Origin of the sequence: Candidatus Schmidhempelia bombi str. Bimp, from assembly GCF_000471645.3 — a bacterium.
In the GTDB taxonomy this organism is placed as follows: Bacteria; Pseudomonadota; Gammaproteobacteria; order Enterobacterales; family Orbaceae; genus Utexia; species Utexia bombi.
This window is the reverse complement of sequence record NZ_AWGA01000063.1, coordinates 34,809-50,794: the sequence shown is the minus strand read 5'-3', so window position 1 is coordinate 50,794 and position 15,986 is coordinate 34,809. Positions and strand designations below refer to the sequence as shown.

At 36.3% G+C, this 15,986-nt stretch carries 10 protein-coding genes; all 10 read left to right on the top strand.

Annotated elements, in window-relative coordinates:
- Window positions 1–16 precede the first annotated feature (16 nt).
- The 10 genes from envC to O970_RS06480 all read left to right on the top strand — a co-directional run bounded on the left by envC (window position 17) and on the right by O970_RS06480 (window position 15,829).
- On the top strand, window positions 17–1,237 hold the full coding sequence (gene envC / locus O970_RS06525) for a murein hydrolase activator EnvC (protein ID WP_166667090.1): 1,221 nt from the start codon (window positions 17–19) through the stop codon (window positions 1,235–1,237).
- Window positions 1,234–2,064, top strand: a complete 831-nt coding sequence (locus O970_RS06520; RefSeq protein WP_024496318.1) for a divergent polysaccharide deacetylase family protein — start codon at window positions 1,234–1,236, stop codon at window positions 2,062–2,064. Before envC ends, O970_RS06520 begins: the two co-directional genes overlap by 4 nt.
- Before the next feature lie 394 nt (window positions 2,065–2,458).
- The gene (gene tssB, locus O970_RS06515) at window positions 2,459–2,962 is read left to right on the top strand and encodes a type VI secretion system contractile sheath small subunit (protein ID WP_202976364.1); all 504 of its coding nucleotides are present in this window, start codon (window positions 2,459–2,461) and stop codon (window positions 2,960–2,962) included.
- Between the two features lie 68 nt (window positions 2,963–3,030).
- Window positions 3,031–4,563 carry a type VI secretion system contractile sheath large subunit gene (tssC, locus tag O970_RS06510; RefSeq protein WP_024496316.1) on the top strand — a complete coding sequence of 511 codons (1,533 nt, stop codon included), beginning with the start codon at window positions 3,031–3,033 and terminating at the stop codon, window positions 4,561–4,563.
- Between the two features lie 37 nt (window positions 4,564–4,600).
- Window positions 4,601–5,953, top strand: a complete 1,353-nt coding sequence (tssK, locus tag O970_RS06505) for a type VI secretion system baseplate subunit TssK (protein WP_024496315.1) — start codon at window positions 4,601–4,603, stop codon at window positions 5,951–5,953.
- The gene (gene tssL, locus O970_RS06500) at window positions 5,950–6,615 is read left to right on the top strand and encodes a type VI secretion system protein TssL, short form (protein WP_081685280.1); all 666 of its coding nucleotides are present in this window, start codon (window positions 5,950–5,952) and stop codon (window positions 6,613–6,615) included. Before tssK ends, tssL begins: the two co-directional genes overlap by 4 nt.
- A gap of 9 nt (window positions 6,616–6,624) precedes the next feature.
- Complete coding sequence (locus O970_RS06495; protein ID WP_024496313.1) at window positions 6,625–8,397, top strand: OmpA family protein; 1,773 nt, start codon at window positions 6,625–6,627, stop codon at window positions 8,395–8,397.
- A 33-nt stretch (window positions 8,398–8,430) separates the two neighbouring features.
- Complete coding sequence (locus O970_RS06490; RefSeq protein ID WP_024496312.1) at window positions 8,431–8,919, top strand: Hcp family type VI secretion system effector; 489 nt, start codon at window positions 8,431–8,433, stop codon at window positions 8,917–8,919.
- An 89-nt stretch (window positions 8,920–9,008) separates the two neighbouring features.
- Window positions 9,009–11,720: a type VI secretion system ATPase TssH gene (gene tssH / locus O970_RS06485; protein ID WP_024496311.1), complete on the top strand. Its 2,712-nt coding sequence runs from the start codon at window positions 9,009–9,011 to the stop codon at window positions 11,718–11,720.
- A gap of 752 nt (window positions 11,721–12,472) precedes the next feature.
- A complete protein-coding gene (locus tag O970_RS06480; protein ID WP_024496310.1) occupies window positions 12,473–15,829 on the top strand; it encodes an ImcF-related family protein in 3,357 nt (1,118 codons plus the stop codon).
- Window positions 15,830–15,986 lie beyond the last annotated feature (157 nt).

Genomic DNA, 15,986 nt, shown 5'->3' with positions numbered 1-15,986 from the left:
TAAGAGCGTTAGTCATATGAAAAGACGATTTTTAGTTATTTTATTAAGTAGCCTACTGGGAGCAATGACCACTGTTTCTTATTCTGCTTACGCCAATAATAAAGATCGTCTTTCTTCTATTCGTCAATCGATTGCCGAACAAGAAAAGAAATTAGCTCAGCAGCGCATAGAGCGCGCAGCATTAAATAAAGAATTACAAAAGCAAGAAACGTCGATCGCTAAGTTATTAGAATCGATTCAGTCAATAGACAATGCATTAAACAAGATTGATCAACAAATAACGCAATTAAATGGTCAAATCAGTGAGTTAGAGAAAGATCAAGCCAAACAACGCAAAATCTTAGCCAACCAATTAACGCATGCTTTTCTTTTAGGTCGCAATTCTGGAATAGAACTCATTTTTCAAGCAAAAGAGAATGAGCGTAAAGAACGTATTATCCAATATTTTGGTTATTTTAACCAATTTAGACAACAGAAAATTAATCAATTAAAAACCATTCAGATGGAACTGATTGATCGTAAACAGAAAGTGGAAATAAAAAGGCAAGAACAGCAAGTGTTACAAGATAAACAAAAACAGGAAAGAGCAAGTCTTGTGGCTAATCGTCAAATGCGTAAGAAAACACTTATCGCCTTAGACTCTTCAATGCAAGCTGGACAGCAAAAGCTAGATGAGTTACGTGAAAATGAAGCGAAGTTACAGACACAACTGGATCAGGCTAGACATAATGCACGTCGTAAATCTGAACAGGAATCACAAAAAGCAGCAGAAATTCGTTCCCGTCAAAAACAGAGTAATTACAAACCAACGGTATCTGAAAAGGCGTTGATGGCACGTGTTAGCGGTATCGGCAAACCTCAAAATAAACTGAGTTGGCCTCTAGCGGGTAAGGTTATTCATCGATTTGGCGAAGCCTTACAAGATGAACTCTATTGGAAGGGATTAGTCATTAGTGCCAAAGAAGGCGCTACGGTTAAAGCGATTGCTGCTGGGCGAGTTATATTAGCAAACTGGTTGCAGGGATATGGATTTTTAGTCGCCATAGATCATGGAAAAGGGGATATGAGTTTGTATGGTTATAATCAACGCGTATTAGTTAAAGTTGATGATAATGTGCAAACCGGTCAAGCAATTGCACTAGTTGGAAATAGTGGTGGACAAGGTAAGCCAGCACTTTATTTTGAGATAAGAAGAGATGGAAAAGCGCTAAATCCCCAAGCGTGGTTAAAACAATGAGTCGATTTTTAACATTTATTTTATTAAGTATGATCATTTTGCCGGTATCGGCTGCGCGTTTAGCTATTGTTATCGATGACTTTGGTTATCGGCAAGAAATTGAAAAAAAAGTTGTGCGATTATCACCCAAAATTACAGTAGCTGTACTGCCTAATTCCCCCTACGCTAAACAAATTGCTACCTATGCCCATTTGTATGGTAATCAAGTTATGATTCATTTACCTATGGCGCCTATCCGTCTTACTGGATTAGAGAAAGATACTTTATTTCCAGACATGTCAGAAGCCGAAATCGCGCGTATTATTGACGAAGCCATTGTTAAAGTTCCTTATGCGGTAGGTATCAATAATCATATGGGTAGTCGGATGACGTCCAGTCTGTCAGGTATGAAGAAAGTGATGGCCCGAGTCTCTAACTATGCTTTATTTTTCCTAGATAGCCGTACTATTGCCGCAACTCGTGTGAAAGAAGCGGCTGAAATTTATCATGTTGATACATTATCTCGCGATATATTTTTGGATGATTCAATCAATGAAGATGATATTGCTGCTCAATTTGATATTGCCATCCAATTGGCCCGTAAAAAAGGTTATGCGATAGCGATTGGTCACCCCCATCAACAGACGTTCAATGTACTTTATCAAAAATTACGTTATTTACCTGCGGATATACAATTAGTAACACCAAGAGAATTGTTACCATCGACACAACCTAACCATACGGTTGGTCAAGTATGGAAACTCTTGGTCGATGACGCTAATGTATTAATTAATCAATGGAATTTACAGTTAGATAGCAGGAGAATAAGCAGTCATTTTTATTATTAATTAACGGATATTTAACAAAACATTTCATCTGTTTATAAATAGTTAGGCAATTGCTTTATTTATAGTTCTAGTAATAGAAAACACTAATATGTAAAGCAATGCCCTTAAATTATCTTTCCTTTTATCGTTAAAAACGATTAATTGCCTAGAAAATCATTTAAATTATCACTAATATTATTAATTTATTTTCTATTTTTTGTAAAAAAATTATTTTTTATTACAAAAATTTTTAAATACTTTCCCAGAAAACTGCTTAATAACCAATATGTTATGTGTTTAATCGGAATCTGTTATTGATTTTATTGATATGATTTATGTTTTTTTGTTTACATGGATAATCTAACTTATGGTAAAATTGTAAAGACTAAATATTTACAATGTAAGGTGATGTATTATGTCTAATAGTTATCAAAATGAAGTGCCTGCGGCTCGTGTTAATATACAATTAGACCTTCATACTGGCGGTGCTCAGAAAAAAGTTGAACTTCCGCTTAAAATTGTTGCTATGGGGGACTACAGTCATGGGCAAGATACCCGTCCTTTGTCTGAAAAAAGTAAAGTTTCAATTAATAAAAATAATTTTGATTCTGTATTAAAAGAATTTAATCCAAAAGCCAAGATTGTGGTTGAAAATACGTTAGCTGATGATGGATCAGAAGTCATGGTTGATCTTGATTTCCAGTCAATGAAAGATTTTACACCAGAAGAAGTCGCTAAAAAGATTCCTGCATTACGTTCTTTGCTCGCTATGCGTAACTTATTACGCGATTTAAAATCAAATTTACTTGATAATGCGACCTTCCGTCATGAGCTTGAAAAAATTGTTAAAGATGAGCAATTATCTGACGAACTTCGTGCTGAGTTACAAGCCATTGTTAAGGATGCAACAGCAGAATAAATCATTATTAAGTTACTCAATAAACTTAGTTAAAACGGCAGCAGTTAAGAATTATAGGGGTTAAAAATATGTCTTCTGCACAAAAAGAATCTGTGGGTCATGCTACTGAAGTAGAAGAAACAACAAGTGTTTACCAATCATTATTCAATAAGATAAATCTTAATACTATTGATAAAGTTGAAGATATTAATAAGTATGAAGATAACGATGTATTATTTGAATCATCACCTGATGAGCGAATTACATTAGCTGTTAATATTTTACTTAAAATGTTACAGAGTTCGGCTCAGAAAGTCGAAAAGTTAGATAAACATTTACTTGACTATCATATTAGCCAAATCGACCAAAAATTGAGTCGTCAATTAGATGCAATTATGCACCATTCTGAATTTCAACAAATTGAATCAGCGTGGAGAGGTTTAAAATTTTTAGTTGATCGTACCGATTTCCGTCGTAACGTAAAGATAGAGTTATTAGATGTTTCTAAAGATGCATTAATCCAAGATTTTGAAGATGCGCCAGAAATTAATCAAACTGGATTCTATCGTCATACCTATATTCAAGAATATGATACGCCGGGCGGAGAGCCGATTGGTGTTACCATTTCTAACTATGAATTTGGTTGTGGTGCTCAGGATGTGTCTCTACTACGTAATATCTCTAAAGTGGCGGCAGCAGCGCATATGCCATTTATTGCTTCAGTCGGTCCTGCTTTCTTCGGTAAGAAAAATATGGAAGAAGTCGCAGCGATTAAGGATATTGCTAACTACTTTGATCGTGCTGAATACACTAAATGGAATAGTTTCCGTGAAACAGATGATGCACGTTACGTTGGTTTAACTTTACCTCGAGTATTAGCACGTTTACCTTATGGTCCTGATACAGTTCCTGTACGTAGCTTCAACTATATTGAGGAAGTCAAAGGTCCTGATCATGAACGCTATTTATGGGCTAATGCTTCATTTGCTTTTGCGGCCAATATGGTGAAAAGTTTTATTCGCAACGGTTGGTGTGTCCAAATTCGTGGACCGCAAGCGGGTGGATTAGTCGATGATTTACCAATTCATTTATATGATTTAGGTACGGGTAATCAGGTTAAAATTCCAACTGAAATCTTAATTCCTGAAACACGTGAATTTGAATTTGCCAATTTAGGATTTATTCCATTATCGTTTTATAAAAATCATGACTATGCTTGTTTCTTTTCGGCAAATTCTAGCCAGAAACCAGCCATTTATGACACTAAAGAAGCAACTGCAAATAGCCGTATCAATTCTCGTTTACCTTATATTTTCTTACTTTCACGTATCGCTCACTACTTAAAAGTGATTCAACGTGAAAACATTGGTGCTACTAAAGATCGTCGTGTACTTGAACTAGAACTAAATAAATGGATTAGTAACTTAGTAACAGAAATGACCGATCCAAGCGATGAAGTACAAGCGTCTCATCCATTACGTCAAGCTAAAGTCATCGTAGAAGATATTGAGGATAATCCAGGCTTTTTCCGTGTGAAAACCTTCTTAGTGCCGCATTTCCAGATTGAAGGAATGGATATTAACTTATCTATGGTATCACAAATGCCAAAGGCTAAACCTTAATACCATTTAAGTTAAATACTGGGAGTTATCGGTAATTATGAAAATTTATCGTCCATTATGGAATGAGGGGGTGTTCTTATCCCCCGAACAATTTCAGCAGCAAGCATTATGGCAAACCTATAGTCAGCAACAATTAGCTAAATATCATTTAGCTAACCCTTGGGGTGTTGAACGATTAGAGATTGATGCACAAGCGTTAAATGTCAATCGCCTTAGCGCGACCGTGATCAATATCCGTTTATCTGATGGTGTTTTAATTAATACTGATATTTCAGATAGTTTACCGCCTAGTCGCGATCTTGTTACAGAAGTGCCTGCGCATGTAGAGGAAGTAACGGTTTACATAGGTCTACCTTTGTTACAAGCCAATGGTGGAAATTGTGCTTCAGATTCACAACCAGCCGAAAGACCATTACGTTACCAATGCGAATGGATGGAAGTACCGGATCTATTAGGCCATGGTACAGAAACGATTGCGGTTGAACGATATTCGCTCTCCTTTTTATTTGATTTTGAAGATCATAGCGAATATTTAACCTGCCCTATTGCTAAGTTGAAACGTGCACCAAATGGGCAATTTATCCTAGATAGCGAATATTTACCCCCGTTGCTTAATTTATCCACTCAAAGTGGTTCGTTAATAAAAGAACTTGAGTTGTTGTGTGTACAATTACAAGCAAAACGACAGCGATTAATGGGAATGCGTCATGAACGTAATCAACAAATGGCTGAGTTTGCGGTGGCAGATGTATCACTATTTTGGTTACTCAATGCATTAAACAGCTTTGAACCACAATTAAAATTTTTACGCGATAACCCTCAGCTTCATCCTGAGAAATTATATTATACACTGATTTCGCTAGCTGGCGCGTTGTTGACTTTCTCATTAGCCAATGATATTGATGGTATTCCGTCTTATCAGCACGCCTCACTAAATACGGTTTTCCCACCGTTATTTAATTTGCTACGAAATTTACTTGAAGAAAGTTTACCATCGCGTGTTATTAAAATTGATCTGGTACATGATAAAGATACATTGTGGACAGGTCGTCTTAATGATAATCGATTGGTGGAAGAGGCAGATTTTTATTTATCAGTTCATTCCAGCATGCCAGGACATCAGCTGCAAACGCAATTCCCTATTTTATGTAAAGCTGGTGCACCAGACGATGTTAATCAAATCATTCATTCAGCATTATCAGGTATACCGATAAAACCGTTAAGTCATGTCCCCGCTGCAATACCTATGCGCCTAGAAAATCAGTATTTTGCATTGGATTTAACTCATCCTTCTGCGAAAAATATGTTAACTGCGCGGTGTTGTCAGTTTTATATACCAAGAGCAATGCCTGATATTTCAATAGAACTCTTTGCGGTATTACGATCATGAACATGCAACCAAAGCCAATATTAATTGATGAATTACTACGTGATTCTGTTTTAATTGTAGTTCAATTAAAGCAAGGGGCCAGCATTACCTCAGGCAGTAAGCTTTATCAAAAATGCAAAGATCACATTATTACTGTTCGTGAAACATTGCAACAAGCACAATATTCACAAGATGTCATTGATGATATTAGTTATGCATTATGTGCATTATTGGATGAAACTGTATTATTATGTCATCGTGAAGATGCACATAAATATGATTATGAAAGTTGGTTAGGCGCACCATTGCAAGTTGTTTTCTTCAACACGCACAATGCGGGTTATACCCTATTTGAAAAAGTGCGTAGCCGTTTACGGGCGGATAAGAAGGAACAATTAGTGCTTAGCTGTTTTGATCGTGTCCTTGGGTTGGGTTTTCAAGGTTGCTATTTAGATCAACCTCAGCGGGAGCGCGATCATCTTATCCTTGCACTGCGTGAGGCAGTACGTGAGTATGAACAAGACCAAACTCATCCAATTATAGAACAAGTGGCTACTCATCGTTATTTAGGCCACAAACTTTTACTTCTGCTTTTAACTGGTGCGTCGGTCATTACAGCGATTATTCTTTACTTTTACTTAAATCATCAGCTAGATCTGTTGATTACACCGCTATTAGGATAAGGGGGCATTATGCATCATTATCCATGGCGTTTACAGATCATCTATACCACAGTGCTAAGTTTATGTTTACTTTTATTCTTCTTTCCTATTAGTTACGGATGGAAGATGATTGGTACTGTCTTAGTATTAAGTATTGCTTTAATCTTACTATATCGATCATATCGATATCGTCGCTTGCTTAAAGCATCAACAGCTAATATTCTTTTTTTACAGCAGAAGTTAGATTTATTACCAGCCAGACAACGTTATCGTTTACCGATATTATTGGTTACTGGCAACAGTGCTAATGCATTTTTTCCTGATGATCTATCGTTAGCCGAATCTCATATTGTTGTCTCTTCAGATGCGGTGTGGATCTATGTTGAAGAAAGCGCGGCACTTCCTATCGTTTTTGATTCATTAGTGTCTCGTTGGCCAGATATGTTGGGGCGGATAGGATTATTCCTTGCACTCAATCCAGAACAAGAAGATAAGCAAGGTCTATTTATTGCAAAGTTACATGCATTCCGTCAATCCTGGGTCGATACATGCCGTATAGCTAAATATCGTTTACCTGTTTATGTGTCAACGCATGTCGGCTTAAATAACATACAATATAATGATACCGCCCCCTTACCTGTTTATTGGTATCAGCTTATCAACCAGCAGATTTATTTATCGGATAACTATGTAACACCAATCGATAATTGGGTTAATTCAAATAAAATAACACCGCAAGAACGCGAGCAACGTATGCATATTCGTGCAATGTTGACAGAGGTTGCGCAATGGTTTGATCAAACCGTATTAACTGCATTAGCGGATCGTAAACAACCTATTATGCCTTGCATTCCAACTGGGCAAGTTATTTTACCGTTGAATAATCAGCATATTACCCATCATTTATTTGAATTAAAACTTTTGGAGAGGACCAGCTTAGTTTTACCAAATACTAAAGCCATTCAGACCGTTATTTCGCCGCCTGATCGCTTAGTAAAATTAATGCCAATTTCTTATCCATTTACACCATTAACTAAGATGATGCTAGGGTTTATTATCCTTACTAGCTTTTTCTTTATTGGCTGCTTAACAGCTTCTTATTTAAATAATCAAAAATTGATCGAGAAAGTCCAAAAAGATATCCATCACTTTGATTTAATTGCTGATAACAGTTATGACGAGAAATTAGCGGCACTTAATACCATAAAGATTGATCGCCAACGGCTTAATGATTATTTCCAAAAGGGAGAACCATTACGCTTAGGCTTTGGTTTATATCGTGGTCAACAATTAGTTGAACCCTTAACGCAAGCTATAGGTCGTTATATACCTAAGCCACCAGAGCAACCAGAACCAGAAAAAGTGATCATCGAAACGATAAAAGAAGTTATTAAACAACCGCAAACCATTCGTTTAGATAGCGTATCACTGTTTGAAAGTGGGCAAAGCAAATTAAAACCAGAATCATATAAGTTTTTAATTAATGCTTTAGCGGATTTAAAAAATCAAATTCAACAAAATAATGAAGGTGGTTGGTTGATTCTCATTACAGGACATACAGATTCTACCGGTCAACAAAATAAAAACTTACAATTATCACGTGAACGAGCAGATGTTGTAAGAGATTGGATTATCAAAAATAGTGATATTCCTGATACCTGTTTCGCAACGCAAGGTTTTGGAGCGAAAAAACCGTTGATGGACAATGATTCTCTAGAGAATCGAGCCAAAAATCGACGGGTTGAAATAAGCTTAATTCCTCAACCAGCAAGTTGCTTGCTGAATGAAGAAATAAGTCAATAATGTTAATTATAATTAATAATAGGAGAATAAATAATGGCTGTACCAGCGTATATGTTCTTAAAAGATGATGGCGGCGCAGAAATCAAAGGTTCAGTAACTGTTGCTGGACGTGAAGGAAGCGTAGAAGTGGTTGAATTTGACCATAAAATCTATATCCCAACAGACGGTAATACGGGTAAATTAACCGGTACTCGCGTACATAAAGCGCTTGAATTTGTTAAAGAAGTAGATTCATCATCTCCTTACTTATATAAAGCGGTAACTACAGGTCAAAATTTAAAGAATGTAGAAATTAAGTGGTATAAAATTGATGATGCAGGACAGGAAGTTGAATACTTCAATACTTTAATGGAAGGCGTAAAAGTTGTTTCTGTTAAACCTGAAATGCACAACATCAAAGATCCAACAAAAGAACAATACAATCACTTAGAACGTATTGAACTTCGTTATGAAAAAATCACCTGGACTTATAAGGATGGTAATATTATCCATTCAGATAGCTGGGTTGAAGGCCGCAGTTAATTTCTATTCACTCGCGTGATTATCCGGATCAGTTTATCTGATCCGGAATTTCCAACAAATAATTAAGATATATCAAAAAAGGAAAAGTGATGAATTTTGACCCAACCATTCTATTACAGCGACTCCATCCTTATTGCGTGCAAGCATTAGAAGAAGCTGCCAGTTTATGCCAAACCAGAGCGCATACTGAGATTACATTTGAGCATTGGTTATTAAAATTATTAGAACAAGGCAATAGTGATATTACTGTGGTTGCTAGGCATTATCAACTTGATATGGATATGGTTTGGCAAGGGTTATTAAATTATCTCGATTCTTTACCGCATACTATAAAACAAAAACCAACATTATCTTCCTCCTTATTAGCTTTGTTAAAAGCGGCATGGCTAAAAGCGTCATTGGAGGATAAAGAAGAAACAATTCGATCTATCCATTTATTGCAAGCATTACAGGAAATGCCACATCTGTTAAAAGCACAGAATGCTTGGCCACTAGTAAGTTTATCTGTCGTTGCGCTAAAACGTTTCCGCTCCCAGTTAGATGATATCTCTGATGAGGGACCAAATAATCCGATGTTCTTTGGTGAGAGTGAGCCGTCATTGCTAACAGAGAAAGCCGAAATGAGATCGGAGGTTGAAAATCATTCAAGCGAAGCGGATAAGTCCTCAACAAAAAACCAACCTACAATGGAAACGCAGAAACATCATCAAGCAGTATTAAGCCGTTTTACCGAAGATGTGACCGAAAAAGCACGTGCATCGAAAATTGATCCTATTTTTGGTCGAGATAATGAAATTCGTCAAATGATTGATATTCTATCTCGTCGTCGTAAAAACAATCCAATTTTAGTTGGCGAACCAGGTGTAGGTAAAACAGCTTTAGTTGAAGGATTAGCCTTACGTATCGTGAACGGCGATGTACCTGAACATTTAAAAAATGTTACTATTCTTACGCTTGATTTAGGGTTATTACAGGCAGGAGCTGGTGTAAAAGGTGAGTTTGAACAACGGCTTAAAAATGTGGTAACTGCGGTACAACAATCAGCAACCCCTATTTTACTCTTTATTGATGAAGCTCATACAATCATTGGCGCCGGTAATTCGGCGGGTAGCGGTGATGCTGCCAATTTACTCAAACCCGCTTTAGCTCGGGGAGAGTTAAGAACAATCGCGGCGACCACATGGTCAGAATACAAACAATATTTCGAAAAAGATGCTGCGCTTGAAAGACGTTTTCAAATTGTTAAAGTTGATGAGCCAAACGATGAAACAGCATGTATTATGTTACGCGGACTAAAATCACGTTACGCCCAATATCATGGGGTACATATTTTAGATGAAGCGGTAAAAACAGCGGTTCTACTATCACGTCGCTACATCAGTGGTCGCCAATTACCAGATAAAGCGGTAGATTTATTAGATACTGCTTCTGCCCGAGTGCGAATGAGTTTAGATATGGTGCCACAATCTATCATTGATCTACAATCAAAATTAGCGTCACTATCAATTGAAGAAGAGGCGTTATTAAATGATGAATCTATTGGTAAAACGACCTTACCACAAAGGCGAATGGAAATTACTCAGCAAATTGAAGAATTTGAAAAACAACGAAAACAACAACAATCGCAATTTGACCAAGAAAAAAAATTAATAGAAAAATTAATTGAATTACGAACCCAACTAGAAAGTGATGATGAAACCATCGCCGAAGAAATAGCGCAAACGCAACAAAAGCTTCACAAGCTACAAGGGCATTCGCCATTAATTTCGTTAGATGTTGATAGCCGAATTGTCTCAGCGGTGATTGCAGATTGGAGTGGCGTACCATTAGAAAGTTTATTAAAAGATGAACAGAGTCATCTATTACAGATAGAAGATACGTTACGTAAACGCGTCGTTGGACAAGATCATGCGTTATTCGATATAGCGAAACGTATCAGAGCGAGTAAAACGGGATTAACCGCTGAAGATGCCCCAATTGGCGTATTTTTGTTAGTTGGTCCATCAGGGGTAGGTAAAACGGAATGCGCTTTAGCCTTATCTGATGCATTATTTGGTGGGGAACGCGCGTTAATTACCATCAACATGTCTGAATATCAAGAAGCACATACCGTATCACAACTTAAAGGTTCACCGCCAGGCTATGTCGGTTATGGTCAAGGTGGTATTTTGACTGAAGCTGTGCGTAAACGGCCTTATAGTGTCGTATTACTTGATGAAGTAGAAAAGGCGCATCGCGATGTGCTTAACTTATTCTATCAAGTTTTTGATCGTGGTTTTATGCGTGACGGGGAAGGTCGTGAAATTGATTTCCGTAATACACTTATTTTAATGACATCCAATTTAGGCAGTGATGAACTGATGGCATTATTTGAGCAGCTACCTGAAGAGCCGTCAGTTGCTACCCAACAAGAGCTGTTACGCCCGATTTTGCGAGAACATTTCCAGCCGGCATTACTTGCTCGTTTCCAAACTGTCATCTTTAGACCTCTGGATGAGACAGCATTGCGACAAATTTTACAAATTAAATTTGATAAAGTTGCGGCTAGATTAATGCGTCATTACCGAGTTCGTTTTGATATTTGCCCAGTTGTATATGATGAATTGGTTGCAGCTTGTTTGCTACCTGATACAGGCGCTCGTAATATCGATAGTATCTTAAATCAACAAATTCTACCTGTTGTTTCTAATTTGTTATTACAAGCCAATGCAGAAAATTATCACGATAAAGTGCTTAAACTTGACTTTGATACCGAACAAGGTCTCTCATTAACATGGGATAGTCCACAGGTGGAAGAGTAAACTAAGTTAATCTAAGCTATCTAGCCATTTAATATGGCTAAGATAGTTTTACTATGAGTTCGATAAAATAGAGGATAACTTTATAGCCATAGCGATAGGTAATGAATCAGGTTTTTATTATGCTTTATTTAGAACCTAAAGTGACTAAGCATTATTACTTGTTGCTAATGACAATAAGGTTATTTCTTTATTGATTATACTTCTATCCGTGATTAAATAATTAAATAAGCCATAGTATGGTGCATTGTGTATATTTTGAGCCTTTAGTAGTGATAAATGTAAATAATATAGAGGATAACGATAAAAATTGGTTAGAAAATAGTTTACAATCTGTAATACTATAAGATTTAGCGATCAAAATAATTTTTATAGAATAGGTAAAAATAGGGACCATTCTAAAACCCGTCGCTAATGCTAATTTCGTTGTAAAAAAGTATTAATCATCCGGTAAGATCCAATCAGAGAACTGATCTGCGAAGAAGATTTAAACACTAATAGGAAATAGAAATTAACTAAGTTATCCATTTTTATTTTAATCAGAAGGATCATTATTTAAACACTATTTCAAAGGGTATCTGGTAAATTTTCTTAACCAAGTTTCCCCTATCGGAATAGAACGATACCAGATAGTAAAAATAGAGGCGTTATGTCATCAAATGTTGAATAAAAGTAGAAAAATCAGATTGAAGGCAATAGGAAATAAACAGGACATACTATTTTCTAAAGATAAGGAAAAGGATGAGGTGTAGTAAATGAAGAAAAACTGGAAAATACTAGGTCTTATTTTTATTATTTTACTCTGTGGCGGTGTACTTGCTTCTATTCTATATGTAATGGGTGACGAGCTTGGATATGTGACCCTTGGTCAAAAAGCCGCTATTTGGTTACAATCACTATTATTAATTTTAGTATTATTATTTACCCCTATTATTATCACTAGCAGTCGTCTTTTATGGGCTAAAGATAAATCTAAACAGGAATCATTAAACCCTTCAGAACCCAAAAAAGTCGAAGAACCAAAACCTTATTCTGAATTTACCAGTATGGTGGCGCATTGTCATTACCATTATGGAATTTTTTGGCGTTATAAAATTAGAAAAATATTCGTTACTGGTCGTCAGCAAGATGTAGATAACGTTATCCCTGCGTTGACCGATAAAAAGTGGTTAGTTAGCAATAATGTATTACTGATTTGGGGCGGGGAAATACAAACGCCAATCAATCCGGATTGGTTTAAAATGGTAAAACGTTATTTATCTCGATTATGGGTATTTAATTATAAACCTGTTAATGCAACAGTGTGGATATTACCTTCCGATTATGCTGATGAACAGTATAAGAAAACACATACGCTTGAACACGCTTTATTACAAATAAGAAAACAAAATCAGGCTTTAGGTTGGGACATTCCTCTTTATTTAGTTGAGAATAAGCAATTAAGCTGGCAGCAAGAGGGCCGTATAGAACAGAGCGTTGGGGTTTGTTTTGATGGTCATAAAAAACAGGATATTGATAATATCACCACAGCGTTAACTCATTTAACTACACAGTGTACCGAAATCGGTATGCAACAAGTGATGTTGCATAATCATCACGCTTGTTTACTAGAGTTATCCCAATATTTAGCGCAAACACAGATACCGCGCTTAAAAAACTGGTTTACGCGTTTCTTTGCTCAGCCATATTGTCCAGTATTACGTGGATTATTTTTTACCGCCTTTTACCAAACTCATAAAGATGCTCAAACAGACAGTAGCGATACGGATAGTAATGTTTCATTCCAATTATCACCGCTCTGGATGAAAATCATTGCCGATAACCAAAAAGCAAAAAATAAACGAATGGGGATCAGTTTAGGTACAATTGCTTGTTGTGTAACCTTGCTAGCTACAGTGTTAATGGTTATCGGTTTAAGCACTTCATTTATTCATAACCGAAAACTAATTAATCAAAGTTTACACGTCGTTGATCAAATTAATCAAAACACCACATCACGCTATGTACAGCGACTTGAAGCCCAATATCAATTGCAATTACTTATTGGAAAATTAGAATATCGTCAGCAGAAGTTACCACCGTTAACCTACCGTTTTGGCTTAAGTCAAAATGATAAGTTATATCATGCACTTTGGCAGAAATATTATAAAACTAACCAAGAGAATGTGATTAAACCATTAAATCTATGGTTAAACAGTCAACTTACTCGAATTATTTATACGCCAACGAATAAGACAAAATACGATAAATTAATTGATAATGGCTATGATATTTTAAAAACTTACTTAATGTTAGGCTATCCAGATAAAGCTGATGGTCATTACCTAGGACAGTTTGTTACCCAACATTGGAAGCATGGTAATGATATTAGTGATGGGGATTGGCAGCGCTTGATGCCTGAGCTGTTAACATTTTGGGGAAATAGACTTAAAAAACAACCTGAATGGAAAGCGCCAATTAGCCAAGAATTGATTCGGGATGTTCGTCAAGTTTTAATCAATCAAATTGGATTACAGAATGCGGAAACAACCATTTATCAAGGCATTATTCAACGAGCAAGCCAGCGATTCAATGATCTATCCCTGATTAATTTATTAAATGGCGTAGATAGTCGGGCTTTGTTCACCGCAAATAAAGTCATTCCTGGTGTTTATACTCGGCAAGCGTGGGAAGATATGATTGAGCGAGAAATTAAACAAGCTTCCAAATCACGACAGGAACAGATCGACTGGGTATTAAGTGATGGTAGTGAAACTGCACTGGTTTCCATTTCTCCAGAGGTTCTTAAAAAACGGTTAACTGATCGCTATTTTGCTGATTATAGTGCGGCATGGTTATTATTTTTAAACAATATTCAGTGGAATAATGTTGATACGATTTCAGATGTTATTGACCAACTTTCATTACTATCTGATAATCGTCAATCACCGTTGTTAGCGTTGATTGGCGTTATAAAATATCATGCAGAAGTTGCTTATCATCGTGACGGATTCTCGCGTGAATTAATTCGTTCTGCCCAAGAATTAGTCAAAAATCGCGATGTTCCTAATCTACTCAAAAACAGTAATGAAGCGACAGGGCCATTAACACCTACTTTTGGTCCCATTCTAGATTTATTAAAATCAGATAACCACAATGAATTAAGTTTACAAACTTATTTAATGCGGGTTATTCAGGTGAAATTAAAACTACAAAATATTGTTAGTAGTGCTAATCCGCAAGCCATGGCGCAACAGTTGGCAAAGAGTGTATTTCAAGGAACCTCGGTTGATCTAACCGCAACGCGTGATTATGGAAACTTAATTGCGGCAAATCTTGGTGAAGAATGGTCAGGATTTGGATACAGTATCTTTAAACGACCGCTTGAACAAGCTTGGCAGGTTATTTTAACACCAGCTGCAAAAAGTTTTAATGATACATGGCGTGAGGCTATCGTCTATTCATGGGAAAAATCATTTGCTGGACGCTATCCATTCAAAAATACCGATAATGATGCCTCACTAGCTGAACTATCTCGCTTTATTCGTCCTGATTCGGGTGTGATCGATCGATTTATACAATCAGAATTGACAGGAATTTTGATTAAAAAAGGGGATAAATGGGTCATCGATCCGGTTAATTCAGAAGGATTAAATTTTAGTCATGAATTCTTAACTACATTGGAGTTATTCAATCAATTAGCTAACCAAGTCTTTGAAAGCGGTGATGCTAAAATTGAGTTCGATTTAATGGCGCGTAGTGGACATAATATTGTTCAATCGGAATTGGTGATTAATAAACAAAAACTAGTCTATTTTAATCAAAAACCCGCTTGGAAACGTATTCATTGGCCAGATAATGATTATTCTGCTCATGCTCAATTAAGTTGGAATACGGAAGAAACGGGACTTAAGCTATATCAATATTACTCTGGTGATTGGGCATGGATAAGATTGTTAGAGTCAGCGCAAATACGTCAAATAGACAATAGCCGGTTTGAGATAAAATGGCAGGTTGAACCAAATAAAAAACTTAAATATATTTTGCGTACCCAATCGGGCTCTGGACCGATCAACTTATTAAAATTACGAAATTTCCAATTACCTAAATCGGTGTTTGAAATTAATTTTTAGCTAAAATGCATAAAATAGAGATTATCTTTAATAACTTACAGTCTAATGATATTGTTCAATATCATTAGACTTTGTGACGTCTATGTATATGGAGATGATAGTCACTGACATAATCATAGTCGGATGAAATAAAGCGATAGCGGTTTGGATATTAGGA